At 68.8% G+C, this 23,248-nt stretch carries 26 protein-coding genes; 5 read left to right on the top strand and 21 right to left on the bottom strand.

Going from position 1 to position 23,248, the window contains the following annotated elements; genetic code table 11:
- Positions 1 to 19: 19 nt before the first annotated feature.
- The 6 genes from carB to pyrR are packed head-to-tail and all read right to left on the bottom strand — an operon-like array spanning position 20 to position 7,785.
- The gene (gene carB, locus ACFV15_RS02755) at positions 20 to 3,334 is read right to left on the bottom strand and encodes a carbamoyl-phosphate synthase large subunit (RefSeq protein WP_378348393.1); all 3,315 of its coding nucleotides are present in this window, start codon (positions 3,332 to 3,334) and stop codon (positions 20 to 22) included.
- Positions 3,335 to 4,456 (bottom strand): glutamine-hydrolyzing carbamoyl-phosphate synthase small subunit, encoded by a 1,122-nt coding sequence (carA, locus tag ACFV15_RS02750; RefSeq protein ID WP_378348392.1) that lies wholly within the window; start codon positions 4,454 to 4,456, stop codon positions 3,335 to 3,337. It lies immediately after the preceding gene.
- Positions 4,453 to 4,950, bottom strand: a complete 498-nt coding sequence (locus tag ACFV15_RS02745) for a transporter (RefSeq protein ID WP_378348391.1) — start codon at positions 4,948 to 4,950, stop codon at positions 4,453 to 4,455. The genes carA and ACFV15_RS02745 overlap by 4 nt, the downstream gene beginning before the upstream one ends.
- Positions 4,950 to 6,236, bottom strand: coding sequence for a dihydroorotase (locus ACFV15_RS02740; RefSeq protein WP_378348390.1), 1,287 nt, complete (start codon positions 6,234 to 6,236; stop codon positions 4,950 to 4,952). The genes ACFV15_RS02745 and ACFV15_RS02740 overlap by 1 nt, the downstream gene beginning before the upstream one ends.
- Positions 6,233 to 7,180 (bottom strand): aspartate carbamoyltransferase catalytic subunit, encoded by a 948-nt coding sequence (locus ACFV15_RS02735; protein ID WP_378348389.1) that lies wholly within the window; start codon positions 7,178 to 7,180, stop codon positions 6,233 to 6,235. Before ACFV15_RS02735 ends, ACFV15_RS02740 begins: the two co-directional genes overlap by 4 nt.
- Positions 7,177 to 7,785, bottom strand: a complete 609-nt coding sequence (gene pyrR, locus ACFV15_RS02730; protein ID WP_378348388.1) for a bifunctional pyr operon transcriptional regulator/uracil phosphoribosyltransferase PyrR — start codon at positions 7,783 to 7,785, stop codon at positions 7,177 to 7,179. The genes ACFV15_RS02735 and pyrR overlap by 4 nt, the downstream gene beginning before the upstream one ends.
- Before the next feature lie 261 nt (positions 7,786 to 8,046).
- Between pyrR and ACFV15_RS02725 the strand changes: the two genes are divergently transcribed.
- The gene (locus ACFV15_RS02725) at positions 8,047 to 8,535 is read left to right on the top strand and encodes a transcriptional regulator (protein ID WP_003096372.1); all 489 of its coding nucleotides are present in this window, start codon (positions 8,047 to 8,049) and stop codon (positions 8,533 to 8,535) included.
- Positions 8,536 to 8,627: 92 nt separating this feature from the next.
- Here the strand turns inward: ACFV15_RS02725 and nusB are convergent, their stop codons facing one another.
- The 3 genes from nusB to ACFV15_RS02710 are packed head-to-tail and all read right to left on the bottom strand — an operon-like array spanning position 8,628 to position 10,778.
- Positions 8,628 to 9,089 (bottom strand): transcription antitermination factor NusB, encoded by a 462-nt coding sequence (gene nusB / locus ACFV15_RS02720; protein ID WP_378348387.1) that lies wholly within the window; start codon positions 9,087 to 9,089, stop codon positions 8,628 to 8,630.
- A complete protein-coding gene (gene efp, locus ACFV15_RS02715) occupies positions 9,089 to 9,652 on the bottom strand; it encodes an elongation factor P (RefSeq protein ID WP_091292448.1) in 564 nt (187 codons plus the stop codon). Before efp ends, nusB begins: the two co-directional genes overlap by 1 nt.
- Before the next feature lie 34 nt (positions 9,653 to 9,686).
- Positions 9,687 to 10,778 carry a M24 family metallopeptidase gene (locus tag ACFV15_RS02710; protein WP_378348386.1) on the bottom strand — a complete coding sequence of 364 codons (1,092 nt, stop codon included), beginning with the start codon at positions 10,776 to 10,778 and terminating at the stop codon, positions 9,687 to 9,689.
- A gap of 141 nt (positions 10,779 to 10,919) precedes the next feature.
- Here ACFV15_RS02710 and ACFV15_RS02705 point away from each other — a divergent pair, with 141 nt between their 5' ends.
- Entirely contained in the window at positions 10,920 to 11,348 is a 429-nt protein-coding gene (locus tag ACFV15_RS02705) for a hypothetical protein (protein WP_378348449.1), read from the top strand.
- A 15-nt stretch (positions 11,349 to 11,363) separates the two neighbouring features.
- Here ACFV15_RS02705 and ACFV15_RS02700 read toward each other — a convergent pair whose 3' ends face one another.
- From ACFV15_RS02700 to ACFV15_RS02655, 10 genes are all read right to left on the bottom strand, one after another.
- A complete protein-coding gene (locus ACFV15_RS02700) occupies positions 11,364 to 12,863 on the bottom strand; it encodes a beta-xylosidase (protein ID WP_378348385.1) in 1,500 nt (499 codons plus the stop codon).
- A gap of 22 nt (positions 12,864 to 12,885) precedes the next feature.
- Positions 12,886 to 14,013 (bottom strand): GNAT family N-acetyltransferase, encoded by a 1,128-nt coding sequence (locus tag ACFV15_RS02695; RefSeq protein WP_378348384.1) that lies wholly within the window; start codon positions 14,011 to 14,013, stop codon positions 12,886 to 12,888.
- Positions 14,010 to 14,444, bottom strand: a complete 435-nt coding sequence (gene aroQ / locus ACFV15_RS02690) for a type II 3-dehydroquinate dehydratase (RefSeq protein WP_378348383.1) — start codon at positions 14,442 to 14,444, stop codon at positions 14,010 to 14,012. Before aroQ ends, ACFV15_RS02695 begins: the two co-directional genes overlap by 4 nt.
- The gene (gene aroB, locus ACFV15_RS02685; protein WP_378348382.1) at positions 14,441 to 15,547 is read right to left on the bottom strand and encodes a 3-dehydroquinate synthase; all 1,107 of its coding nucleotides are present in this window, start codon (positions 15,545 to 15,547) and stop codon (positions 14,441 to 14,443) included. The genes aroQ and aroB overlap by 4 nt, the downstream gene beginning before the upstream one ends.
- A complete protein-coding gene (locus ACFV15_RS02680; protein WP_378348381.1) occupies positions 15,544 to 16,071 on the bottom strand; it encodes a shikimate kinase in 528 nt (175 codons plus the stop codon). Before ACFV15_RS02680 ends, aroB begins: the two co-directional genes overlap by 4 nt.
- Positions 16,068 to 17,255 (bottom strand): chorismate synthase, encoded by a 1,188-nt coding sequence (gene aroC / locus ACFV15_RS02675; protein ID WP_370942646.1) that lies wholly within the window; start codon positions 17,253 to 17,255, stop codon positions 16,068 to 16,070. The genes ACFV15_RS02680 and aroC overlap by 4 nt, the downstream gene beginning before the upstream one ends.
- Positions 17,256 to 17,321: 66 nt before the next feature.
- Positions 17,322 to 17,960, bottom strand: coding sequence for a prepilin peptidase (locus ACFV15_RS02670; protein WP_378348380.1), 639 nt, complete (start codon positions 17,958 to 17,960; stop codon positions 17,322 to 17,324).
- 113 nt (positions 17,961 to 18,073) lie between these two features.
- Positions 18,074 to 18,721 carry an anti-sigma factor family protein gene (locus ACFV15_RS02665; RefSeq protein WP_378348379.1) on the bottom strand — a complete coding sequence of 216 codons (648 nt, stop codon included), beginning with the start codon at positions 18,719 to 18,721 and terminating at the stop codon, positions 18,074 to 18,076.
- The gene (locus ACFV15_RS02660) at positions 18,718 to 19,230 is read right to left on the bottom strand and encodes a sigma-70 family RNA polymerase sigma factor (protein ID WP_378348378.1); all 513 of its coding nucleotides are present in this window, start codon (positions 19,228 to 19,230) and stop codon (positions 18,718 to 18,720) included. The genes ACFV15_RS02665 and ACFV15_RS02660 overlap by 4 nt, the downstream gene beginning before the upstream one ends.
- Positions 19,227 to 19,595 carry a hypothetical protein gene (locus ACFV15_RS02655; protein WP_378348377.1) on the bottom strand — a complete coding sequence of 123 codons (369 nt, stop codon included), beginning with the start codon at positions 19,593 to 19,595 and terminating at the stop codon, positions 19,227 to 19,229. The genes ACFV15_RS02660 and ACFV15_RS02655 overlap by 4 nt, the downstream gene beginning before the upstream one ends.
- Before the next feature lie 118 nt (positions 19,596 to 19,713).
- Here ACFV15_RS02655 and ACFV15_RS02650 point away from each other — a divergent pair, with 118 nt between their 5' ends.
- A complete protein-coding gene (locus ACFV15_RS02650; RefSeq protein ID WP_378348376.1) occupies positions 19,714 to 20,148 on the top strand; it encodes a Rieske (2Fe-2S) protein in 435 nt (144 codons plus the stop codon).
- A 72-nt stretch (positions 20,149 to 20,220) separates the two neighbouring features.
- Here the strand turns inward: ACFV15_RS02650 and ACFV15_RS02645 are convergent, their stop codons facing one another.
- A complete protein-coding gene (locus ACFV15_RS02645) occupies positions 20,221 to 20,679 on the bottom strand; it encodes a PTS glucose transporter subunit IIA (RefSeq protein WP_378348375.1) in 459 nt (152 codons plus the stop codon).
- Positions 20,676 to 21,047, bottom strand: a complete 372-nt coding sequence (locus ACFV15_RS02640) for a glucose PTS transporter subunit EIIB (protein WP_378348374.1) — start codon at positions 21,045 to 21,047, stop codon at positions 20,676 to 20,678. The genes ACFV15_RS02645 and ACFV15_RS02640 overlap by 4 nt, the downstream gene beginning before the upstream one ends.
- Before the next feature lie 56 nt (positions 21,048 to 21,103).
- Between ACFV15_RS02640 and ACFV15_RS02635 the strand changes: the two genes are divergently transcribed.
- Positions 21,104 to 21,895, top strand: coding sequence for a GntR family transcriptional regulator (locus ACFV15_RS02635; protein WP_378348448.1), 792 nt, complete (start codon positions 21,104 to 21,106; stop codon positions 21,893 to 21,895).
- Positions 21,892 to 23,130, top strand: coding sequence for a PTS transporter subunit EIIC (locus ACFV15_RS02630; protein WP_378348373.1), 1,239 nt, complete (start codon positions 21,892 to 21,894; stop codon positions 23,128 to 23,130). Before ACFV15_RS02635 ends, ACFV15_RS02630 begins: the two co-directional genes overlap by 4 nt.
- Positions 23,131 to 23,248: the final 118 nt, after the last annotated feature.

Here is a 23,248-nt window from a genome sequence, read left to right as displayed (position 1 = left end):
CAGCCCTCTCGGAGGTGTTTCACGACTTCGCGCGCAGCGCGGCCTGCAGGTTCTGCAGTGACCGGACCCCGATGTCGCCCCGGATCAGCGCCTCGATGCCGTGCACGGCGGCCGCGGCGCCCTGGATCGTGGTGATGCAGGGGATGTCGCGGGCGACGGCGGCGGTGCGGATCTCGTAGCCGTCGATGCGCGGGCCGCTGTTGCCGTACGGGGTGTTGATGACCATGTCGACGCCGCCGTCGCGGATCATCTCCACGATGTTGGGCTCGGTCTCGGTGCTGCCCTCGGAGTGCTTGCGCACCACGGTGCACGGGATTCCGTTGCGGCGCAGCACTTCCCCGGTGCCGGACGTGGCGAGGATCTCAAACCCGAGGTCGGCGAGGCGCTTCACCGGGAACACCAGCGAGCGCTTGTCGCGGTTCGCCACCGAGACGAAGACCTTTCCGCTCAGCGGCAACGATCCGTACGCGGCGGCCTGCGACTTGGCGAACGCCTTGCCGAAGGACACGTCGACGCCCATGACCTCGCCCGTGGACTTCATCTCCGGGCTGAGCAGCGAGTCGACGCCGTGGCCTTCCGGTGTGCGGAACCGGTGGAACGGCAGCACGGCCTCCTTGACCGCGACCGGCGAGTCGGCGGGCATGTGGCCGCCGTCCCCCTCGGCGGGCAGCACCCCGGACGTGCGCAGGTCCTTGATGCTGGTGCCGGTCATGATCAGCGCCGCGGCCTTGGCGAGCGGCACGGCCGTCGCCTTGGACACGAACGGCACCGTCCGCGACGCGCGCGGGTTGGCTTCGAGCACGTAGAGGATGTCGTCCTTGAGCGCGTACTGCACGTTCAGCAGCCCGCGCACGCCGACGCCGCGCGCGATCGCCTCGGTGGAGCGGCGGACCGCGTCCAGGTCCGTGCGGCCGAGCGTGATCGGCGGAAGGGCACAGGAAGAGTCGCCGGAGTGGATGCCGGCCTCCTCGATGTGCTCCATCACGCCGCCGAGGAACAGCTCTTCGCCGTCGAACAGCGCGTCGACGTCGATCTCGATGGCGTCGTCGAGGAACCGGTCGACCAGCACCGGGTGCTCCGGCGAGACGTCGGTCGCGCGCTTGATGTAGCCGGCGAGCGACTCCTCGTCGTACACGATCTCCATGCCGCGGCCGCCGAGCACGTACGAAGGCCGCACGAGCACCGGGTAGCCGATGCGGTCGGCGATGCGCTTGGCGCCGTCGAACGAGGTCGCGGTGCCGTACTTCGGCGCGGGCAGCCCGGCGTCGGTGAGGACCTCGCCGAACGCGCCGCGGTCCTCGGCCAGGTGGATGGCCTCCGGCGGGGTGCCGACCACCGGGACGCCCGCGTCGGCGAGCCGCTGGGCCAGGCTCAGCGGGGTCTGGCCGCCGAGCTGGACGATGACACCGGCGACCGTGCCGGACTCCTGCTCGGCGTGCACGACCTCGAGAACGTCCTCGAACGAGAGCGGCTCGAAGTAGAGACGGTCAGAAGTGTCGTAGTCGGTCGATACGGTTTCGGGGTTGCAGTTGACCATCACGGCTTCGAACCCGGCCTCGCGCAGCGCGAGTGCGGCGTGCACGCACGAGTAGTCGAATTCGATGCCCTGCCCGATCCGGTTCGGGCCCGAACCGAGGATGAGGACCTTGGGCTTCACCGTCTGCTTCGCGACCTCGGACTCGGCCGCGGGGTCGGTCTCGTAGGCCGAGTAGTGGTACGGCGTGGTGGCCGCGAACTCGGCCGCGCAGGTGTCGACGGTCTTGAAGACCGGCCGGACGCCGAGCCGGTGCCGCAGCGCGCGGACGCCGTCCTCGCCGGCCAGCTCCGGGCGCAGCGAGGCGATCTGCCGGTCGGACAGGCCGGTGCGCTTGGCGCGCCGCAACAGCGGCTCGTCCAGCACGGGCGCGTCGCGGACCTCGGTGCCGACCTCGAGGATCAGGCCGATCTGGTCGATGAACCACGGGTCGATGCCGCTGGCCTGGTGGACCTCTTCGACGGTCGCGCCGAGCCGGAGCGCGCGCTCGACCTCGTACAGGCGGCCTTCGTGCGGCACGCGCAGTGCTTCGAGCGTGTTCTCGCGCGTCGCGCCTTCCGGGTCCGGCTGCGTCCAGAAGCCGGTGGCCTTGGTGTCGATCGACCGCATCGCCTTGCCGAGCGCCTCGGGGAAGCTGCGGCCGAACGACATCGCCTCGCCGACGCTCTTCATGGTCGTGGTCAGCGTCGGGTCCGCGCCGGGGAACTTCTCGAAGGCGAACCGCGGCACCTTGACGACCACGTAGTCCAGCGTCGGTTCGAAGGCCGCCGGGGTCTCGCCGGTGATGTCGTTGGTGATCTCGTCGAGCGTGTAGCCGATGGCGAGCTTCGCGGCGATCTTGGCGATCGGGAAACCGGTCGCCTTCGAAGCCAGCGCACTGGACCTGGACACGCGCGGGTTCATCTCGATGACGACCATCCGGCCGTCACGCGGGTTGATGGCGAACTGGATGTTGCAGCCACCGGTGTCGACGCCGACCGCGCGCAGCACGTCGATGCCGACGTCCCGCATGACCTGGTACTCGCGGTCGGTGAGCGTCATGGTCGGCGCGACGGTGACCGAGTCGCCGGTGTGCACGCCCATCGCGTCGATGTTCTCGATCGAGCAGACGACGACCACGTTGTCGTGCTTGTCGCGCATCAGCTCGAGCTCGTACTCCTTCCAGCCGAGCACGCTCTCCTCGATGAGCACCTCGGTGACCGGGGACTCGGTGAGCCCGGTCGACGCGAGCCGCTCGAGCTCCTCGTGCGTGTACGCCAGGCCGGAGCCGAGGCCGCCCATGGTGAACGACGGCCGGATGACCACCGGCAGGCCGAGCTCGGCGACGGTCGCGCGGACCTCGTCCATCGTGTTGCAGACGCGGCTGCGCGGGGTCTCGGCACCGATGTCGGCGACGATGTTCTTGAACTTCTGCCGGTCCTCGCCGCGCTGGATCGCGTCGATGTCGGCGCCGATCAGCTCGACGCCGTACTTGTCGAGCACGCCACGCTCGTGCAGCGCGACGGCGCAGTTCAGCGCGGTCTGCCCGCCGAGCGTCGCGAGGATCGCGTCGGGACGCTCCTCGGCGATGACCTTCTCGACGAAGTCCGGGGTGACCGGCTCGATGTAGGTGGCGTCGGCGAACTCCGGGTCGGTCATGATCGTGGCCGGGTTGGAGTTGACCAGGCTGACCCGCAGGCCCTCTTCGCGCAGCACGCGGCAGGCCTGGGTGCCGGAGTAGTCGAACTCGGCGGCCTGCCCGATCACGATCGGGCCGGAGCCGATGACGAGCACGTGCTCGATGTCAGTCCTTTTTGGCATTTACTTGGCCTTCTCCATCAAGCTGGTGAACTCGTCGAACAGCGGCGCCGCGTCGTGCGGGCCCGCCGCCGCTTCGGGGTGGTACTGCACCGAGAACGCGGGCACGTCGGCGAGGCGCAGGCCTTCGACGCAGCCGTCGTTCGGGCAGTAGTGGCTGACCTGGGCCGAGCCGAACGGGGTTTCGAACGGCTTGCCGGGCTCGCCTTCGAGCGCGAACCCGTGGTTCTGCGCGGTGATCGCGACGCGGCCGGTGGCCACGTCGATCACCGGGATGTTGATGCCGCGGTGGCCGTACCGCATCTTGTACGTCCCCATCCCCAGCGCGCGGCCGAGGATCTGGTTGCCGAAGCAGATGCCGAACAGCGGGATTTCCCGCTGCAGCACGGCTTTCGTGAGCTCGGTCGCGTGCGCGGTGGTCGCCGGGTCGCCGGGGCCGTTGGACAGGAACACCCCGTCGGCCTCGATCGCGAGGACGTCCTCGATGGTGCTCGTGGACGGCAGCACGTGGACCTCGATGCCCCGCTGGCTCATCATCCGCGGCGTGTTCGCCTTGATGCCCAGATCCAGCGCGGCGACGCGGTAGAGGCGTTCGCCTTGCGCGGCCACGACATAGGGCTGTTTGGCGGTGACCTGGCCCGCGAGGTCTGCGCCCTTCATCTGTGGGCTGGCGAGCACCTCGTCGAGCATCGCCTGGTCTTCGCGCAGCGCGTCGCCGGAGAACACGCCGGCGCGCATGGCGCCGTGCTCACGCAGATGGCGGGTGAGCGTGCGAGTGTCCACTTCGGAGATACCGACGATGCCCTGGTTGGCGAGCTCGTCGTCGAGTGAGCGCAGCGAGCGCCAGTTCGACGGGGTGCGCGCGGGGTCGCGGACGACGTACCCGGCGACCCAGATGCGGTCGGACTCGTCGTCCTCGTCGTTCCAGCCGGTGTTGCCGATCTGCGGCGCGGTCTGCACCACGATCTGGCGGTGGTACGACGGGTCGGTCAGCGTCTCCTGGTAGCCGGTCATCCCGGTGCAGAACACCGCCTCGCCGAGTGTCGTGCCGCGTGCGCCGTAGGCCGCGCCGCGGAAGACCCGGCCGTCTTCGAGAACGAGCGCGGCAGGGGTCCTGGTTGTCACTGGGCACTTCCTTCACTCTTCGCGTGGATCGCTTCGATCCACTGTGGATAGACGTCGGGGTCGCCGCGGAAGCCGGTGTCGAGCGGCACGTCGCCTGCCAGCCAGGTGAGGACGAGGAGGCCGTCCATGCCCATCACCTTCCCGGCGATGGCGCCCGACAGCTTGGCTCCGGTGATCGCCTCGGCGGGGATCCAGAAGTCCTGGGCGCCATCACGTTCGATCGCGACACCCGAGTCGTACAGGCGCCAGGTGGCGTTGGACCGGACGCCCGCGCCGCGGGTGACGATGCGGTCCTGCCAGTTCCCGGCGGTGGTGGTGCTGACGTAGAGGCCTGAGTCTTCGAGCTTCGGCTCGCCGAGATCGTCGGGGATGTCGGCGAAGACCGGCACCTGGACGCTCTGGGTACGCGCCTTGCGCTTCCAGCCGCGCCACATCGCCCAGCAGCACAGCAGGAAGAAGACGGCGATCGCCAGCGTCAGGAGTAAACGGTCCATCAGCCGATTTTCCCTTCCCGCGCGGTGATCCGCCCGCGCAGCAGGGTGACGGTCACCACGCCGGGCAGCCGCATTCCCTCGTACGGGGTGTTCGCGGCGATGCTGGCGAGCTCACGGCCGCTGACCGTCCACTCGGCGTCCGGGTCGACCAGCGTCAGGTTCGCGGGCTCGCCGACCGCGATCGGGCGGCCGTGGTCGGTCAGCCCGCCGATCTCGGCCGGCCGTTCGCTCATCACGCGGGCGACGCCGCGCCAGTCGAGCAGCCCGGTGCGGACCATGGTCTCGGCCACGATGGACAGCGCGGTCTGCAGGCCGAGCATGCCGGGGCGGGCGGCGGACCACTCGCAGTCCTTGTCCTGCACGGCGTGCGGGGCGTGGTCGGTGGCGACGCAGTCGATGGTGCCGTCGGCCAGCGCGGCGCGCAGCTTCTCCACATCGGACTCGGTGCGCAGCGGCGGGTTGACCTTGTTGATCGGGTCGTAGGTCGCCAGCCGGGAGTCGGTGAGCAGCAGGTGGTGCGGCGTCACCTCGGCCGAGACCTTGGTGCCGCGCGCCTTCGCCCAGCGCAGCACGTCGGTGGTGCCCGAAGTGGACACGTGACAGACGTGCAGGCGCGCCTTGGCGTGCTCGGCGAGCAGGCAGTCCCTGGCCACAATGGACTCTTCGGCCGAAGCGGGCCAGCCGGTGTAACCCAGCCGCGACGCCCGCTCCCCCTCGTGCGCCTGCGCGCCGACGGTCAGCCGGGGTTCCTCGGCGTGCTGGGCGATGACCGCGCCGAGCGCGTTGGTGTACTCCAGCGCGCGGCGCATCAGCAGCGGGTCCGCGACGCAGAGGCCGTCGTCGGAAAAGACGCGGACGTTCGCCTTGGATTTGGCCATCGTGCCCAATTCGGCGAGTTTCTCGCCCTTGAGCCCGACGGTGACCGCGCCGACCGGGTGCACATCGACCAGACCGACCTCGCGGCCACGCTGGTGGACGTGTTCGACGATCACCGCGTTGTCGGCGACCGGATCGGTGTTGGCCATGGCGAACACGGCGGTGTACCCGCCGAGCGCGGCCGCCGCGGAGCCGGACGCGATCGTCTCGGTGTCCTCGCGGCCGGGTTCACGCAGGTGGGTGTGCAGGTCGACGAAACCGGGCAGCAGCACCTGGCCGCCGGCCTCGATCACTTCGGCTCCGGCGGCTTCGATCGTGCCGATCCGCGCGATGACGCCGTCTTCGATGAGCACGTCGACCGGGTCGCCTTCTCCGTAGAGCTTGGCTCCCTTGATCAACACGGCGGTCACGCGGCGACTCCTTCTCCGGCCAGCAGGTGGTAGAGCACGGCCATCCGGACGTGCACCCCGTTGCGGACCTGTTCTGTGATGGCCGAAGCCGGTGAATCGGCGACGGCCGAGGCGATTTCCATCCCGCGCAGCATGGGCCCGGGGTGGAGCACGACGGCGTGCTCCGGCAGCAGGTTGAGGCGTTTCTCGTTGAGCCCGTAAGAGATCGAGTACTCGCGCGCCGACGGGAAGAAACTCTGCCCAGGGCCCCCGCCAACCATCCGCTCGGCTTGGACGCGAAGCATCATCACCGCGTCGACTGTGGGCAGTTCCGCGTCGAGTTCGTGCGAAACGGTGACGGGCAGGCTTTCGACACCGACCGGCAGCAGCGTCGGCGGTGCGACGAGCACCACTTCGGCGCCGAGCGCGGCCAGCAGGTGGATGTTCGAGCGGGCGACCCGGCTGTGCAGGACGTCGCCGACGATCGCGATCCGGCGGCCCTCGACCGAGCCGAGCCGTTCGCGCAGGGTGGCGGCGTCGAGCAGCGCCTGGGTGGGGTGCTCGTGCGTGCCGTCGCCCGCGTTGACCACGGCCGTGCCGACATGGGAGAGCCAGCCGGCCAGGCGCTGGGCGGCGCCGGAGGCCGGGTGCCGCACGATCAGGCAGTCCGCGCCCGCCGCGGCCAGCGTCAACGCGGTGTCGCGCAGGGACTCGCCCTTGTTCACCGAGGAGCTGGACGCCGAGACGTTGATCACGTCGGCGCTCATCCACTTGCCGGCGATTTCGAAGGAAACCCTGGTGCGGGTGGAGTTCTCGTAGAACATCGAGATGACCGTGCGCCCGCGCAGCGTCGGGAGCTTGCGTACCTCACGCCCGAGCAGGGTGTGCTTCAACTCGTCGGCGGTGTCGAGCACGGCTGTCGCGAACGCCGGGTCCAGCCCGTCGGTGGCGAGCAGGTGCTTCATTCGGTTTCTCCCTGGGGATCGCTCTGGGGATTACTGCGCAGCAGCACGGCGTCCCGGCCGTCCACTTCGGACAGCAGCACGGCGACGTCCTCGGCGCGCGAGGTGGGCACGTTCTTGCCGACATAGTCCGCCCTGATGGGCAGCTCGCGGTGCCCGCGGTCGACGAGGACCGCGAGCTGGACCGAGCGTGGCCTGCCGATGTCCCGCAGCGCGTCGAGCGCGGCGCGAATGGTCCGGCCGGAGAACAGCACGTCGTCGACGAGCACGACGACACGGTCCTCGATGCCGGTGGGCGGCAGCTGAGAATGTTCGAGAGCCCTGGTGGGTTTGCGACGGAGATCGTCGCGATACAGCGTCACGTCGAGCGCCCCGGTGGGCGGGCGGACGCCGGAAAATTCTTCGATGCGCTCGGCGAGCCGTTCGGCCAGCGGTGTCCCCCTGGTGGGGATACCGAGCAGAACGGGCACCGAGGCGGAAGCCGCACCGAGTGCGGTCTTCTCGATGACCTGATGGGCCATTCGGGCGATCGTGCGCGCGACATCGCCGGAGGAGAGCAGCTCCCGCTCACCGACCGGTTCCGCCGCGCCACGGGTACGTGGCGCCAAGGCGGACCTCCTTCCCCGCCTCTCTGGACGGGTCCTTAAAGGACGTCGATTCCCTGCTTGGCTAGGAAATCGAGACGACACTAGCAGCAGCGGACACTCAGCCTTACGGGTGGTGTCACTTGCATCTGCCAAAGGTCGGACGATGATCTGCTTGACCTGATGACAACAATGCGTAACCATTACTCTGAGTATTCGACTCAAGGAGTCCCCTGAGCGGTCGTCCGCCGCCCGGGGGGTTGTGAGGAAACGGAGAACAACCACATGGGCGATTACGCCAAGGCGCTCGGGGCCAAGCTCCGCGGGATCCGCCAGCAGCAGGGCCTGTCCCTGCACGGGGTCGAGCAGAAGTCCGGCGGGCGCTGGAAGGCCGTCGTCGTGGGCTCGTACGAGCGCGGCGACCGCGCCGTGACCGTCCAGAAGCTGGCCGAGCTGGCCGACTTCTACGGGGTCCCCGTGGTGGAGCTGCTGCCGGAGGGCCGCGTTCCGTCCGGTGCCGAGCCCGCCACCAAGATCGTCATCAACCTGGAGCGGCTCCAGCAGCTCCCGGCCGAAAAGGTCGGTCCGCTCGCGCGGTACGCGGCCACCATCCAGAGCCAGCGCGGCGACTACAACGGCAAGGTGCTCTCGATCCGCACCGAGGACCTGCGCTCGCTGGCGATCATCTATGACATGACCCCTGGGGAACTGACCGAGCAGCTGATCGACTGGGGTGTGCTGCCGCCAGAGGCTCGCCCGTCCAAAGAGGACTGAACCGCTCCCCTGCAGTACCAGGTAGGTGGTTCGTGAGCGTTTTCGGTTTGGGGACCGAAAACGCTCACGAAACAACCGCTTCTCAAAGCTTCTTAAAGCACTGCTCGCAGCCGGTCGGCGATCGTGCCGATGCGGCCGAGCACGCCGTTGACGAACCGCGGCGAGTCGTCCGTGGACAGTTCCTTCGCCAGCCCGACGGCCTCGTCGATGGCCACCGGGTCCGGCACGTCCTCGGCCCACAGCAGTTCCCAGACGCCGACGCGCAGCACCGCCAGGTCCACCGGCGGCATGCGGTCGATCGTCCAGCCCTGCGCGTGCTCGGCGAGCAGCTCGTCGATCGCCTCGCGCCGGGCGGTGACCCCCTCGACCAGCGCGATCGTGTAGTCCGCGATCGGGTCGACGTCGGTCGAACCGACCCGGCCCGCGAGCAGCGTCACCGCGTCGGCGTCGCGCTGAGCGGCCTCGTACAGCATCTCGACCGCGCGTTTACGGGCCTGGCGGCGGCTGATCGGGCCACCGCGCTGGGGGTGCTTGGCCGGCTTCGAATCGGCCATCAGCTGGAAACGCGGCCGAGGTAGCGCCCGTCACGGGTGTCGACCTTGATGATCTCGCCGGTGGTCAGGAACAGCGGTACCTGGATCTCGGCGCCGGTGACCAGCGTGGCCGGCTTGGTGCCGCCGGTGGAGCGGTCGCCCTGCAGGCCGGGGTCGGTGTGCTTGACCTCGATCTCGATGGAGGTCGGCAGCTCGATGTAGAGCGGGGCACCCTCGTGCACCGCGACCTGGACCTCGGTGTTCTCCAGCAGGTAGTTGGCGTTGTCGCCGACGACCTCCTTGAGCACGGTGATCTGGTCGTAGGTCTCCAGGTCCATGAAGACGAAGTCCTCACCCTCCTTGTAGAGGTAGGACATGTTGCGGCGGTCGACGGTCGCGGTCTCCACCTTGGTGCCGGCGTTGAACGTCTTGTCGACGACCTTGCCGGTCAGCACGTGCTTGAGGGTGGTGCGCACGAATGCGCCGCCCTTGCCGGGCTTGACGTGCTGGAACGCGATGACGCTCCACAGCTGGTTGTCGAGCTTGAGGACCAGACCGTTCTTCAGGTCGTTGGTGGTGGCCACGGGTTGATGCTCCTGTGTGTAGTTCCGGGCCGCGTTAGACGACCACGAGTTCTTTGGTGCTCAGGGTGAGGAGTTCGGGCCTGCCGTCCCGCACGACCAGCGTGTCCTCGATGCGCACGCCACCGCGGCCGGCCAGATAGACACCGGGCTCGACGGTGACCGCCATACCGGCGGACAGTGTACCGACGCCCGTCGTGGCCAGGCTCGGTGCCTCGTGCACCTCGAGTCCGACGCCGTGGCCGAGGCCGTGCGCGAAGTGCTCGGCGTGGCCCGCGTCGGCGATCACGTCACGCGAGGCCTTGTCCACCGCGGCGACCTCCGCGCCGGGCAGTACGGCGTCGACACCGGCCGCCTGCGAGCGGAACACGAGGTCATAGATCTCCCGCTGCCAGTCCGCAGGCTCGCCGAGCACGACCATGCGGGTCATGTCCGAGTGGTAGCCGTCGACGGTCGCGCCGAAGTCGAGTTTCACGAAATCACCCTTGGCGAGCACGGCGCCGGTCGGGCGGTGGTGCGGGATGGCCGAATTGGCGCCGGCCGCGACGATCGACTCGAAGGACCGGATCTCGGAGCCGTGGTCGAGCATGCGGTTCTCGAGGTCCCTGGCGACCTCCTGCTCGGTGCGGCCGGGGCGCAGGCCGCCGTGCATGATCAGGTCGGACAGCGCGCGGTCGGCCGCCGAGCAGGCCTGGCGCAGCGCGTCGATCTCCTGCTCGTCCTTGACCAGCCGCAGCTGCTCGACGAGGCCGGGCGTGCGCTTGAGCTCGCCGCCGAACTTGGCGTTGAGCGTGTCGTACATCTCGACGCTGACGTGCTGGCTCTCGAACCCGGAGCGGCCGTACCGGCTCTGCTCGCCCGCACGCGCGGCGAGCGCGAGAGCGCTGGCACGTTCCAACACCCGCTCGAGGTCGGGGACCTGGGCGGCGGACTGGGTGGTGTAGCGGCCATCGGTGCAGAACACGGTGTGCTCGTCGCCGGCGCCGTGCACCAGCAGCGCCGCGTTCGAGCCGGTGAACCCGGTCAGATAGCGGATGTTCAGCAGATCGGTGACCAGCAGCGCGTCGAGCCCGGCTTCTTGGATCAAGGCACCCAGGGCGGCGCGGCGGTGAGCATGGGTTTCAGGCACGACCTCCACCTTAGACCGCCGAGTACGGCCGGACCGGCCGTCGGCTCGACGGGCGCCGTGTGATCTCCACACCATCCGACGGCGCCGGTGCGCACCGCCTACACTGCGACGATGCCAGCCTGGTTGCTCCGCGGACTCGGGATGGCCGTCCTGCACGGCGCCGCCGCGACCGTTCTCGCCAAGATCGCCGTGCTGCATCCGACCGACAGCACGGTCAGCTCCTCGATCGTCGTCGCGCTGCTCATCGGGGCAGCGGCGCTGTGGAGCGCGGTCGACGCGTGGCTGCGGCACCCCGACCTCGGCCGGACCTGGTTCATCGCGGCGCTGGTCGCGGGTGTCGTGTCCGCACCGCTCACCGTCATCGGCAAGGCGGTGTTCGTCGACCAGACCGGCATGTCCGCGCTCGGTGAGGCGCTCACGGGCGGGGCCGCGTTCACCGCGCTCATGGTCCTGATCCCGGCGGGTTTGGGCATGTTCGTCGGCGGCCGGATGGACGCCCCCGGCAGGAAAACGGCCAAAACCGCCGAAAAAGCGTCGACTGTGGAAGAAAAAGGCGACTCCGCCGACTGATCGGCGCCGGTCGTCTCAGCGTGCGAGCCGCGAGCCCGCCGGATAGGCGTCCCACTGCGCCGTGGTGATCTCCTCGACCGACGAATCGTTCATCCCGGCGACATCGGCCGAGCCGACCGGCCAGAGCTTGCCGTCGTCGAGCACGAGACCAATCCCCCGGTCCGGCGCCTGAACGGCCTTGGCCGAGGCCGTGAGCCTCGCCGCGACCGGCAGTTTGTCGAATTCCGGCGGGCGCCGGTCGAGCACCCGCGTGGCCAGCGCACCGGCGACGGACCGGCGATCCACGCGCACGAGTTTCCCGCCGATCAGCAGGTCCATCGTCCGTGAAGGCGACGGCACGGCCAGCCCGTCGAGGACGGTCATGGCCCGTTTCTGGTCGGCGCAGGCGCGGATCCCCTTGACGTCGATCCCGAAGTGCTTGAGGTCGGTCGGCGCCTTCGCGCCGCCGATGACCGTCGCGCGGACCACATCGAGCGGCACCCGGTCACACGGGTTCTCCGACGACAAGGGCGCGTGGCCGTCAGGGCGGCGGACGAGACCGGGCCCCTCCTGCCATGGCCCCTGGATGACCACCGGGCGGAACGGGCTCATCTTGAAGTCGCGGTCGAAGAAGGTGACCGTGGTGCCCTCGAAGGTCTCGTGCGCGATGGCGAAGGCGTCGAGCGCCTCGACCCACATCAGGTCTGCGCTGAACCCGTCGACGACCGAGCGGGTGCGTGGCGCGTTGGTGCCCGACGCGTGCTCGAACCCGCGCTCGCCGAGCGCCTCGACGCCCTTGGTGAACGCCGGATCCTGGGAGCGGATGACGAATTGGCCTGCGCCGTTCCACCCGGCCGCGCGGCCCGTCGTGTCGGTGAACATCAGGTAGTACCAGCCGTCGAGGAAGACGACGGACGGCTGACCAGCGCCGTAGACGTTGTCGCGATGCACGTCACGCGCGGGGCCGAGTATCGCTCCACCGCCGTTCGCGCGCGTCCAAGTGACGCCATCCGTGCTGGTGGCGAGCCCGATCGCGTTGCCGAACGCGTGATCACCAGCGGCGCCGGTGTAGTAGAGGTAGTAGGTCCCGCCGACGCGCAGCACCGACGGATCGCAGGTGTGCACCCCGTCGAACGCCCCGGGATTGCCGGACAAGACGGCCTTGGGTTCGGCGAACGGCCCGTCGGCCGTCGGCGCCTCGGCGTACAGGATGTCGTCGCCCGCGGGTGCCGCGGAGCCCAGCTGGCTGCACCACCACATGCGGACGCGGCCGCCCTCGGCCATGACGGCGGGCCCGTAGTTGTAGACCGCGTCGGCCCCACCGGCCGCCACCACGCCGGTCGATCGAGCAGCATCGGTGGCGAGTTCGACGTCGGCGGCGCGCCCTGGCTTCCCGCCGCCGATCGCACCCTGCCTGCCGCCCTCGGCGAGCGGCTGAGCCGTCTCGCCGCTACAGCCCGCGACCAAAGCGGCCGCGGTCAGAACGATCACCGGCACGACCGTGACTCGCCGTCCCCCACGACGAAACAACCTCATGATCGCCGAGTGTAGCGGCTGACTAACCCACTTGGGGGAAGCTACCCCCAGCTTTCGGGTGATCGTTTGCGACGAGCTCAATCTCGAACGAGTCTTCGTTTTCCAGGTATGCGGCAAAGTGATCCCGCCCACCGGCGTGGGGGTACCGCTCAGTGAACAACGGCCGCCACCCGTGCCGCCCCGCCTCGGCCACCAGCTCGTCGACCCGCTCCCGCGCGTCGACGTGGAAGGCCAAATGGTTCAGCCCGGGACGAGTCCGGTCGTGCTCGCCTGCCGACAACGCGGACGATTGTTCGACAACGAGGTAGGTGTGTCCCCGCTTCCAGCTGATCCCGGCGGGCCACCGCTGGAATTCCCGCCACCCGAGTTCCCCGAGCAACCACCCGAAGCTCGCCTCGGCCCTTGAAAGATCGGCGGTCCACAGCTCGATGTGATGCGCCCGCCCATGTTTTGACGGCAAAGCGACCAAAACCCGATGCGGCGCACCGTAGTACTCGTCGACCCCGACGTTCAGAAAACCGACACGCTTCGCCAAATTCAGGCTGGCCACATTGGACTCGTGCACGAGCGCCCACACCGCGGGCAGCCCGAGCCCGTTGAGCCCGTAGTCGAGCACGGCCGCGGCCGCCTCGGTGGCGAACCCTTTCCCGCCGTACGAGCTGTCGAGCGAGTAGCCGATTTCCGCCACATCGCCGGGAAGTTCCCACGACGGCCGCAAATGCGCGATCCCGATGATCACGCCACCCCCGGCATCCACGCCACCCATGCGCCCCTCGGCACCCGGATCGTCAAGGCCGGCGTTCTGATCGCCCGGTCCGATGTCCTGCTCGTCGCCCCTGGCACTCGGGTCTTCGAGCCCCGTGTCCCGCTCGTCGACCCCGGCACCCGGGTCGTCGAGCCCGGTGCGCTGATCGTCGAGCCCCGTGCGCTGATCGTCGAGCAGCTCGATCACCCAGTGCCCCATGCCATCCGGCCCGTCGAAGGCCAGCCGCTTGGCGATCGTGGCCAGCACGTTCGCGGGTTCACTCAGGTCGGAAGGGAAGAACGTGCTCATCGCCGGATCACTGAAGACCCTGATCAGCGCCTCGGTGTCGGAGTCGGCCATCATCCGCAGCCGGAGCCGCTCGGTCTTCAGGTCGGGAACGTTCATCCGGCGACGTTATCGGCCAGCCATTTCAGTGCAAGCGGATATCCGTCGACGCCCAGTCCGACGATCACGCCCGTCGCGATGTCGGAAAGCACGCTGTGCCGACGGAATTCCTCACGTTTGTGCACATTCGAGATGTGCACCTCCAGCAACGGCGCGGTCAGCTGGGCAGCGGCGTCGCGAACCGCGATCGAGTAGTGCGTCCACGCCGCGGCGTTGAGCACGACAGGATTTCCGTTGTCGCTGGCTTCGTGCAGCCAGCCGACCATTTCGGCTTCGTTGTCGGTTTGCCGGACATCGGCCTCGATGCCGAGGTCGACCCCCGCTTTGACGCACAACGCGACCAGATCCTCGTACGTGGTCGAGCCGTACACCGACGGCTCGCGCTTGCCGAGCCTGCCGAGATTCGGTCCGTTGAGTACCAAAACCTTCACAGCAGCACCGTCCCGCCTGGCTTGGCGTCGGCGGCGACCGCGGAGTAGGCGGCGGCGAGCAGCGCCGGGTCGGGGCCTTCGAGCCTGCCCGGCCTGGCGAGTCCGTCGAGCACGACGAACCGCAGCATCCCGGAGCGCGACTTCTTGTCGCCCTTCATGGTCTCGATCAGGTGCGGCAGCGCGTCCGCGTCGTATTTCGTCGGCAAACCGAGCAATTCGAGCACCGCGGCATGCCGTTCGGCGGTCGCGTCGTCGAGCCGCCCGGCCAGACGGGCAAGCTCGGCGGCGAACACCAGCCCGACGCTGACCGCGGCGCCATGACGCCACCGGTACTTTTCGCGCCGTTCGATGGCGTGGCCGAGCGTGTGCCCGTAGTTCAGGATTTCGCGCAGATCCGACTCACGCAGGTCCGCGCCGACGACATCGGCCTTGACCTGGATCGACCGCCGCACCAGCTCCGCGAACACGTCGCCCGCCGGGTCGACAGCCGCCTTCGGGTCGGCCTCGACGAGTTCGAGGATCCGCGGGTCGGCGATGAACCCGGTCTTGACGACCTCGGCCATCCCGGCGACGAGTTCGTTGGCGGGCAAGGTCTCCAATGTCGCCAGATCGACCACAACGGCGGTCGGCTCGTGGAACGCGCCGACGAGGTTCTTGCCGGCGTCGGTGTTGATCCCGGTCTTGCCGCCGACGGCCGCGTCGACCATGCCGAGCAGTGTTGTCGGAACATTGACCAAACGCACGCCGCGCATCCAGGTCGCCGCCACGAATCCCGCCAGGTCGGTCACCGCGCCACCGCCGAGTCCGACGACGACACCCTGCCGGTCGAGGCCGATGCGCCCCAGCACTTCCCAGCAGAAAGCGGCGACGGACAGCGCCTTGCCGTCCTCGGCGTCGGGAATTTCGACACGATGCGCGTCCAGCCCCGCGGCGATGAGCTCGTCGCGGACGGCCTCGGCGGTCGCGGTCAGCGTCGGCGGGTGGATCAGCGCCACCTTCGACGCGCCGCCGAGCACCTGGGTCAGCTCACCGAGCAGACCACGGCCGATCACGACTTCATAGGGCTGACCGGTCTTGACCTCGATACGGACCGGGTCGGTCATTGCGCTCCTTCGGTAACGGATTCCGCCAGGCGCCGCCCGACTTCGGCGACGATCTCCTCGGGCGTGCGGTGGTCGGTGTCGACCTCGATCGTGGCCACCTCGCGGTAAACCGGCAGCCGCGCGTCGAGCAACGCCTTGTACGTCGCACGCGGGTTCACCCCGGCCAGCAGTGGCCGCGCGGTGGACAAACCGCAGCGCTGGACGCCCTCCGCCATGCCGACGTTCAAAAAAACGACGACATGCCCGCTCAGCCGCTCCCGCGTGACTTCCGCGAGCACCGCGCCACCGCCGAGCGAGAGCACACCGTCATGCTCGTCGAGCGCGACGGCGATCGCTTCGGCTTCCATCGCACGGAAAACCGGCTCGCCGTCCTCGGCGAAAATGTCCGAAATGGACTTCCCCGCCGTGGTGACGATGTCTTCGTCGACGTCACGGAACCCGACACCGAGCTCGGCCGCGAGCAGCGGCCCGACGGTGCTCTTGCCAGATCCCGGCGGCCCGACGACCACCGCGCGTGGGCTCACCAGCGCTCCTCGAGCGCCTTCAGGTAGCCCTGCGCGTTGCGCTTGCTCTCCTCGAGCGAGTCGCCGCCGAACTTCTCCAGCGCGGCGTCCGCGAGGATCAGCGCGACCACCGACTCCAGCACGACACCCGCACGCGGCACCGCGCACACGTCCGACCGCTGGTGGATGGCCACGGCGGGCTCACCCGTCGCGGTATCCACAGTGGACAGAGCCTTGGGCACGGTCGAGATCGGCTTCATCGCGACGCGCACGCGCAGCGGCTCGCCGTTGGTGATGCCGCCTTCGAGCCCACCGGCGCGGTTGGACCGGCGCGTGACACCGACCGGGCCGGTGCCGCGGTCGATCTCGTCGTGCGCCTTGCTCCCCCACCGCCGCGCGGTGGTGAAGCCGTCGCCGACCTCGACACCCTTCATCGCCTGCACGCCCATGAGCGCGCCGGCGAGCCTGGCGTCGAGCCTGCGGTCCCAGTGCACATGCGAGCCGAGGCCCGGCGGCAGCCCGTAGGCGATCACCTCGATCACGCCGCCGACGGTGTCACCCGCCTTCCGCACGGCGTCGACCTCGGCGACCATCAGGTCGGTGCCTTCCTGGCCGAACGCGCGCACCGGGCTCTCGTCGATCGCGGCGAGGTCCGAGGCCACCGGCAGCGGCCCTTCGGGCGCTTCGGCGGCACCGATCGACACGACGTGGCTGATGATCTCGACACCGAGAAGCTGGCGCAGGTACGCCCTGGCGACCGTGCCGAGCGCCGTGCGCGACGCGGTCTCGCGGGCGCTGGCGCGCTCGAGCACTGGGCGAGCGTCGTCAAAGCCGTACTTCTGCATCCCTGGCAGGTCGGCGTGACCTGGCCGCGGCCGCGTCAGTTTCTCGTTGCGCGCCAAGCCTTCCAGCTCGGCCGGATCCACCGGGTCCGCCGCCATGACCTTTTCCCACTTCGGCCATTCGGCGTTCTCGATGTGCACCGCCACGGGTCCGCCCTGCGTGAGACCATGCCGGACCCCACCGGTGAACTCGATGTGGTCGGTCTCCCACTGCATTCGCGGACTGCGTCCGAACCCCAGGCGTCGCCGCTCCAGTTGTTCGGTCACGTCGGCGGTGGTGACCGCTACGCCGGCCACCATGCCCTCCAGCACGGCGGCAAGTGCGGGGCCGTGCGATTCACCTGCGGTTATCCATCGCAACACCTGACAGATCCTGTCACGACCTGGATGGCGACGACAAACAGCCCGCGAGTTCGCCCGCGTCCGCCCTCATCCGGCCATGGCCACCCCCGTTCCACAAGCTGGGAATTCCGCGATCAGCCAGGCGCCCAGCAGCAGTCCGGGGCCATACGGGACCCCGTCGCGCCACCTTCGCCCCGCCAAGGACAGGGCGGCGGTGACGACCGCCGCGCACAGCGCGCCGAGCACGAGCGCGGCCCAGCCCGCCGCGCCCAGCACTCCGCCGACACTCCCGGCGAGCCGGACGTCACCGGCGCCGAGCGACCGCGGCGCGCAGAGGTGCACCGCCAAATGCGCACCCCCGAACATCACCGCGCCGACGAAGGCCCGCACCGCGATCGGCGGGCCGTCGTAGGCCGCCGCGACACCGACGGCGACTGTGACCGCCGGATACGCGGGCATCGTCAGCACCGACGGCAGCCGCGAGGACACCAGGTCCGCGTAGGCCAGCGGAACCGCGAACGCCGTGACCACCAGCGCGACCGGCAGCCACCACGAAGGCCATGCCCCGGCCGACCACCGCCACCCGGTCACCGCCCAGCAAACGGCGGCGGCCAGTGCGCAGAAGAACGCCGAAACGTCCACGCGGGCCGCGATGAGCGCACGCCTGCCCGCGGCGCCGGCGAATCCACCGGCGACCGCGAACAAGACGATCGTCAACCAGAACACGTGATCCAGAGTCCGCCGTTTTCACGAGCACGGCAACGAAGGTCTGCCGCGTTTGGACGGAATACCGCCGAAAACCGGCGAATCCAGCCATTCCCGGCCGGAAATTCGCTCGATCAGGTGGTCAGCCGTAACAGCGCGAGCCCCGATTTCGTCCGGATTTCCAACGCCCGCACATCCGCACGGTGCAATGGCGTACCCATTACGATCTTCGCCGTGTATTGCGGTACGGCCTGCCAGGTCGCGAGTTCCGCCGTCTTGCCGTCCCGCTGCACGGCGACCAGCACGTAATCGCCATTGGTACGGCCACCGCGGTAGCTGCAGGTCATTTCCAGCTCCATGCCCCACGCTTGGTCGGTCACGATCACGTTCGCCTGCACCGGGAACGCCCCGAGCGCCGTCATCGCGACGCCGGGCACCGGCTCCTCCGGCGATGCTGTTGTCACCACCACGACCAAAGCGAGACAAGCGGCGACAGCCGTAACAAGCGCGCCCGCCGTAACAAGCAGCCTTCGACGCCTGCTGCGTTTCGTCTTCTTAAGCACCGAAGAAAGCAATTCGGGCGGTGGCGGCTCGGCTTCGGTCAGTTCGGGTGTCATGATCTGAGACAAAAGCCCCGGCAAACCGGCGAGTTCACGCACCGAACGGGCGCAATCGTCACAAGTCCGCAGATGTTGTTCGAAAGCCTGCCGATCCTCTGGGGACAGAGCGCCCAGCACGTACGCGGCGTCGAAACTCAAGAACGGGTCTTCTTCCGCGGTCACTGAGTCACCCCCTTCTCTTCCAGGACCAGCCGCAGCGCGCGCAGCGCGTAGTGCGTGCGCGATTTGACGGTTCCCTCTGCGATTCCCAGCCGCGCGGCGGCGTCCGCCACCGACGCGCCCTGGAAGAAGCAAAGGACCAGCACTTCCCGATGCCGCGACGAAAGCTCGTTCAACGCCTCGGCGACCAGCCAGCCTTGCACAGCACGTTCCGTACCGTCCGAGATGGACAGTTCGGGCGGAGTGTCCGTGCTGACCTCCGAGCGGGCCGCGGCCGCCCGCCAGCCGTCGATGGCGATCCGCCTGGCCACCGTGAACAGCCAGGCCCGCGCCGAACCCTGCGATTGGTCGAGCACGCGAGGATGCCGCCACGCCCGCAGCAATGTCTCCTGCACCACGTCCTCGGCCCTGGTCCGGTCGCCACCGGTCAAATGCAGCGCGTAGGACCACAACGCGCCCGCGTGGTCGTCGTGCAGGGCGCGCATCAACTGGTCTTCGGCGCCTCCGGTCACGCCCGCCGACCAGGCCGCACCATCAGCAGCGCGATCCCGAACACGACGCACACCGCTTCGGTGATCACACCCCAGACCTCGGCCTGGGTGGTGAACCGTTCTTGCACGTCGAAGAACCCAACGGTCACCGAAAGGACATAGGCGCCCAGCGTCGCCACGCCGAACCCGATGGCCGCGAGCGCGGGCAGCCAGTGGTGCCAAGCCAGCACGGCGATCGCGATGACCACCCCGGCGACGACGTTGACCAGGAACAACGGCCCGACGACGTCGATGTCGCGCATGAAGTCCGCCCACACCACCCAGTGCACCCAGGCGGAGCCCAGCAACCCCGCGGCCACCAGAATCCGCATTGTCCAGGCGATCATGGTCCGCTCCTCGAAGCCACGTCGGAAACCGTACGCCTCTACCCACGAGAGGTTCACCGATCCGGTTCAAAACCGGTCGAGATTGAACCAAAACGTGTCCAGCGTCGTTTCTCCACACATGACTGCCGAACTACCCACCCGCCGTACGGTCCTGTCCACTGGAGCCACTGTCGCGGGCATGGCCGCGCTGGCCGCCTGCGGTTCCGGCTCCGACACCAAGACACCCGCCGGGGGCAACCCGTCCGCACCTGCCGCGAGTGGCAGCCAGCTGGCCACGCTCGCCGACATCCCCGTCGGCCAGGCCATCGCCGCGAAAACGCCCGATGGCCAGCAGGTCATCGTCGCGCGGCCGACCGAGACCACCGCCGCCGCCTTCAGCGCCATTTGCACACACCAGGGTTGCTCGGTCGCGCCGTCCGGCTCGGAACTCAAGTGCCCCTGTCACGGCTCGCTGTTCGACGCGCTCACCGGCGCGGTCAAGAAGGGCCCAGCCGATCAGCCGCTCCCGGCGGTCCAAGTGAAGGTCGACGGCGGCAAGGTCGTCACCGCCTGATCCCCGGTATGACTGAAGCCCCTTTGGCCGTTTTCCGGCCAAAGGGGCTTCAGTCGTCTTTCCAGGTGCGGGTCAGGAGCCCCAGCTGAACACGGGGTCGCCCGCGGTGACCTCGGCGCCCGCGGCCACCCCGGACAGCGCGTCAGCCGTCGCGTCGAGCGCGACGACCGGGACCACCGGGGAATAGCCCGCCGCGGTCACGGCCTCGGGGTCCCAGCCGACGACCGGCTGGCCGGCGCGAACCGTTTCCCCTTTGACGACATGAAGGGTGAATCCTTCACCCTTTTGCTTGACGGTGTCGATGCCGAGGTGCACCAGAACGGCGTGCTTGCCATCGGCCGCCGCGACGACATACGCGTGCGGGTGCAGCGTCACCACCGTGCCGTCGATCGGCGCGACCGCGTCCTGCCGCCCGCCGGAAGGCAGCACGGCGACGCCGGGTCCGACCATCGACTCGGCGAAAACCGGGTCGGGCACCTCGGTCATCGCGACCGTGGTGCCGTTCACCGGGCTCAAGATCTCCAAGCTCACAGCAGGTCCTCGATGTCGCTGGCGATGGTGTCCGCCTCCGGCCCGACGATCACCTGGACCACCGCGCCCAGTTTCACCACACCCATCGCGCCCGCCGCCTTCAGCGCGGGCTCGTCGATGATCGAGCCGTCATGGAGCTCACAGCGCAGGCGCGTGATGCAGCCCTCGATCTCGATGATGTTTCCGGCACCACCGAGCGCCGCGAGAATCTTTTCCGGCCGTTCGTCCGCCATCGCGGTCTCCTTTTCACACAGGTCTTGCGCGTCATTACTACGCCGATTGCCCGCATGCCCGCCACCGTGGGCCACGAACCCATAACGGTGGTTGACACCCGTCCGCTCAGCGGAGCATCCTGCCCCATCAGACATTGGTCTAGACCGGAACGTACCACCGGGCGGGCCGACCCGAAAGGACGGTGAGGGCGATCAGCACGGCAGCGCACGGCAGCCCAGGGGCCGACCGGGTCATCGAAGGACCCACCCCGAAGCACGCCCAGCTTCGCGAGATCCTGCGCCGCACGGTCGAGCGGGAGCTGCCGCCAGGCGCGGCGATCCCGTCCGAGCGCGAGCTGGCCGAGCGCTATCAGGTGTCGCGCCTGACCGTACGCTCCGCGATCGGGAAATTGGTGGAGGAAGGCCTCTTGTCGCGCGTTCGTGGCAAAGGCACCTTCACCGCGGCCCGGCGCATGGAGCTGCAGCTTTACCTGATGTCGTTCACCGACGACATGCGACGCCGTGGCATGGCGCCGACCACCGAGGTGCTGCGCACCAGCACCGAGGTGCCGCCGGCGCCCGCGGCCAGCGCGCTCGGCATCGGCGCGGACACCCCCGCGCACCGGCTGATGCGGCTGCGCCGCGCGGACGGGCTGCCGCTGGCCGTCGAGCGCGGCTGGTATCACGCCGGCAGGCTGCCGGGGTTCTTCGATCTCGATCTCACCCAGTCGCTGTATTCCCAGCTCGAGCAGGCATACGGTGTCCGCCCAGACCACGCCTGGCAGACGGTGTGGGCGGAATCGGCTGACCGCGAAACCGCACGCCTGCTCGGCCTGCGGACCGGCAGCCCCTTGTTGGTCTTCCGCCGCGTCTCCAGCTCGCACGGCGAGCCGGTGGAGGACATGACTTCCTGGTACCGGGGCGATCACTACCAGGTGACGATGCAGTTGGACCGGAACACCCCGGATTCCGGTCACCATTCCCACTACGGAGGTTCCTTATGAGCTCCACTACCGCGACGGGGGCGAAGAAGGGCGGCGGAGGAATCGCCGGCCTGCAGCGCTTCGGCCGCAGCCTCATGCTCCCCATCTCCACCCTCCCGGCCGCCGGCATCCTGCTCCGGCTAGGCCAGGACGACCTGCTCGGGCCGAAGGGCCTGGGCTGGAACAAGGTCGCTGCGGTACTCGGTGGAGCGGGCGGCGCCCTGTTCAACTGGCTGCCGCTGCTGTTCGCTGTCGGTATCGCGGTCGGCTTCGCCCGAAAGGGCGACGGCTCGACCGCCGTCGCGGCAGTAGTCGGCTTCTTCGTGTTCACCAGCGTCATCCAGGTGATCTTCCCGCTGACGGGCGTGCCCGGTTACAAAGCCGGCGCGACCGAGCTGAACCCCATCAACTGGCCGTACAGCGTGCTCGCCGGCGTAATCGTCGGTCTCGTGACCGCCCTGCTGTGGCAGCGCTATCACCGCATCAAGCTGCCCGCTTACCTGGCGTTCTTCGGCGGCCGCCGGTTCGTCCCCATCATCAACGCCGTCGTCCTGCTCGCACTGGGCGTGATCTTCGGCCTGCTGTTCAAGTACGTCAACAACGGCATCCAGTCCGTCGGCGACGCGGTCACCCAGAACACTGTCATCGGCGGCGGCGTCTACGGCCTGTTGAACCGCCTGCTCATCCCGATCGGCCTCCACCAGCTGATCAACGTGCCGGTGTGGTTCATCTTCGACGGCGGTGACATCAACAACTTCTTCAAACTCAACGACGTGAACTCGGGCGGGTTCACCACCGGGTTCTTCCCGATCTTCATGTTCGCGCTGCCCGCCGCGGCTCTGGCGATCTGGCAGTGTGCCAGGCCGTCGCAAAAGAAGGTCGTGGGCGGCGTGATGATCGCCGCAGCGCTGACGTCATTCCTCACCGGCATCACGGAGCCGATCGAGTTCGCCTTCATGTACGTGGCCTGGCCGCTCTACATCTTCCACGCCGTCATGACCGGCCTGTCCTTGGCGATCTGCAACGCACTGGATATCCACCTGAGCTTCTTCTTCTCGGCGGGAGCAACCGACTTCGCCTTGAACTCCAGCGCGGCAGCCGCATCGAGGGCCTGGTGGCTGATCCCGATCGGAATCATCTACGCACTGATCTACTACGTGGTGTTCCGATTCGTCATCACCAAGTTCAATCTGCGTACCCCGGGCCGCGAGGACGACTCGATCGAATCAGATCTTGAACGAACCTCAGCGACGTAAACGCGCCATCCCCAGCCGATGTCATCGGCGAAGGTGACATCGGCTCGCCGATCAAGGCGAAATCAGGCGTGGCGGGGGGGGGGGGGCCCCCGCCCCCCCCGGATTATTTGACGCCGGG

Source organism: Amycolatopsis sp. NPDC059657 (assembly GCF_042734395.1).
Classification (GTDB): Bacteria; Actinomycetota; Actinomycetes; order Mycobacteriales; family Pseudonocardiaceae; genus Amycolatopsis.
The sequence above is the reverse complement of the archived record's forward strand: the minus strand, read 5'-3'. Positions and strand labels throughout refer to the sequence as shown.

Coding starts and splice junctions, on each gene's coding strand:
- ACFV15_RS02630 (WP_378348373.1), top strand. CDS start 21,892: ATGAGCTCCACTACCGCGACGGGGGCGAAGAAGGGCGGCGGAGGAATC.
- ACFV15_RS02705 (WP_378348449.1), top strand. CDS start 10,920: ATGGCCGTCCTGCACGGCGCCGCCGCGACCGTTCTCGCCAAGATCGCC.
- ACFV15_RS02735 (WP_378348389.1), bottom strand. CDS start 7,180: ATGAAGCACCTGCTCGCCACCGACGGGCTGGACCCGGCGTTCGCGACA.
- ACFV15_RS02700 (WP_378348385.1), bottom strand. CDS start 12,863: ATGAGGTTGTTTCGTCGTGGGGGACGGCGAGTCACGGTCGTGCCGGTG.
- ACFV15_RS02655 (WP_378348377.1), bottom strand. CDS start 19,595: ATGATCGCCTGGACAATGCGGATTCTGGTGGCCGCGGGGTTGCTGGGC.
- carB (WP_378348393.1), bottom strand. CDS start 3,334: ATGCCAAAAAGGACTGACATCGAGCACGTGCTCGTCATCGGCTCCGGC.
- ACFV15_RS02650 (WP_378348376.1), top strand. CDS start 19,714: ATGACTGCCGAACTACCCACCCGCCGTACGGTCCTGTCCACTGGAGCC.
- ACFV15_RS02725 (WP_003096372.1), top strand. CDS start 8,047: ATGGGCGATTACGCCAAGGCGCTCGGGGCCAAGCTCCGCGGGATCCGC.
- ACFV15_RS02695 (WP_378348384.1), bottom strand. CDS start 14,013: ATGAACGTTCCCGACCTGAAGACCGAGCGGCTCCGGCTGCGGATGATG.
- ACFV15_RS02745 (WP_378348391.1), bottom strand. CDS start 4,950: ATGGACCGTTTACTCCTGACGCTGGCGATCGCCGTCTTCTTCCTGCTG.
- ACFV15_RS02640 (WP_378348374.1), bottom strand. CDS start 21,047: ATGTCTGATGGGGCAGGATGCTCCGCTGAGCGGACGGGTGTCAACCAC.
- aroB (WP_378348382.1), bottom strand. CDS start 15,547: ATGACCGACCCGGTCCGTATCGAGGTCAAGACCGGTCAGCCCTATGAA.
- nusB (WP_378348387.1), bottom strand. CDS start 9,089: ATGGCCGATTCGAAGCCGGCCAAGCACCCCCAGCGCGGTGGCCCGATC.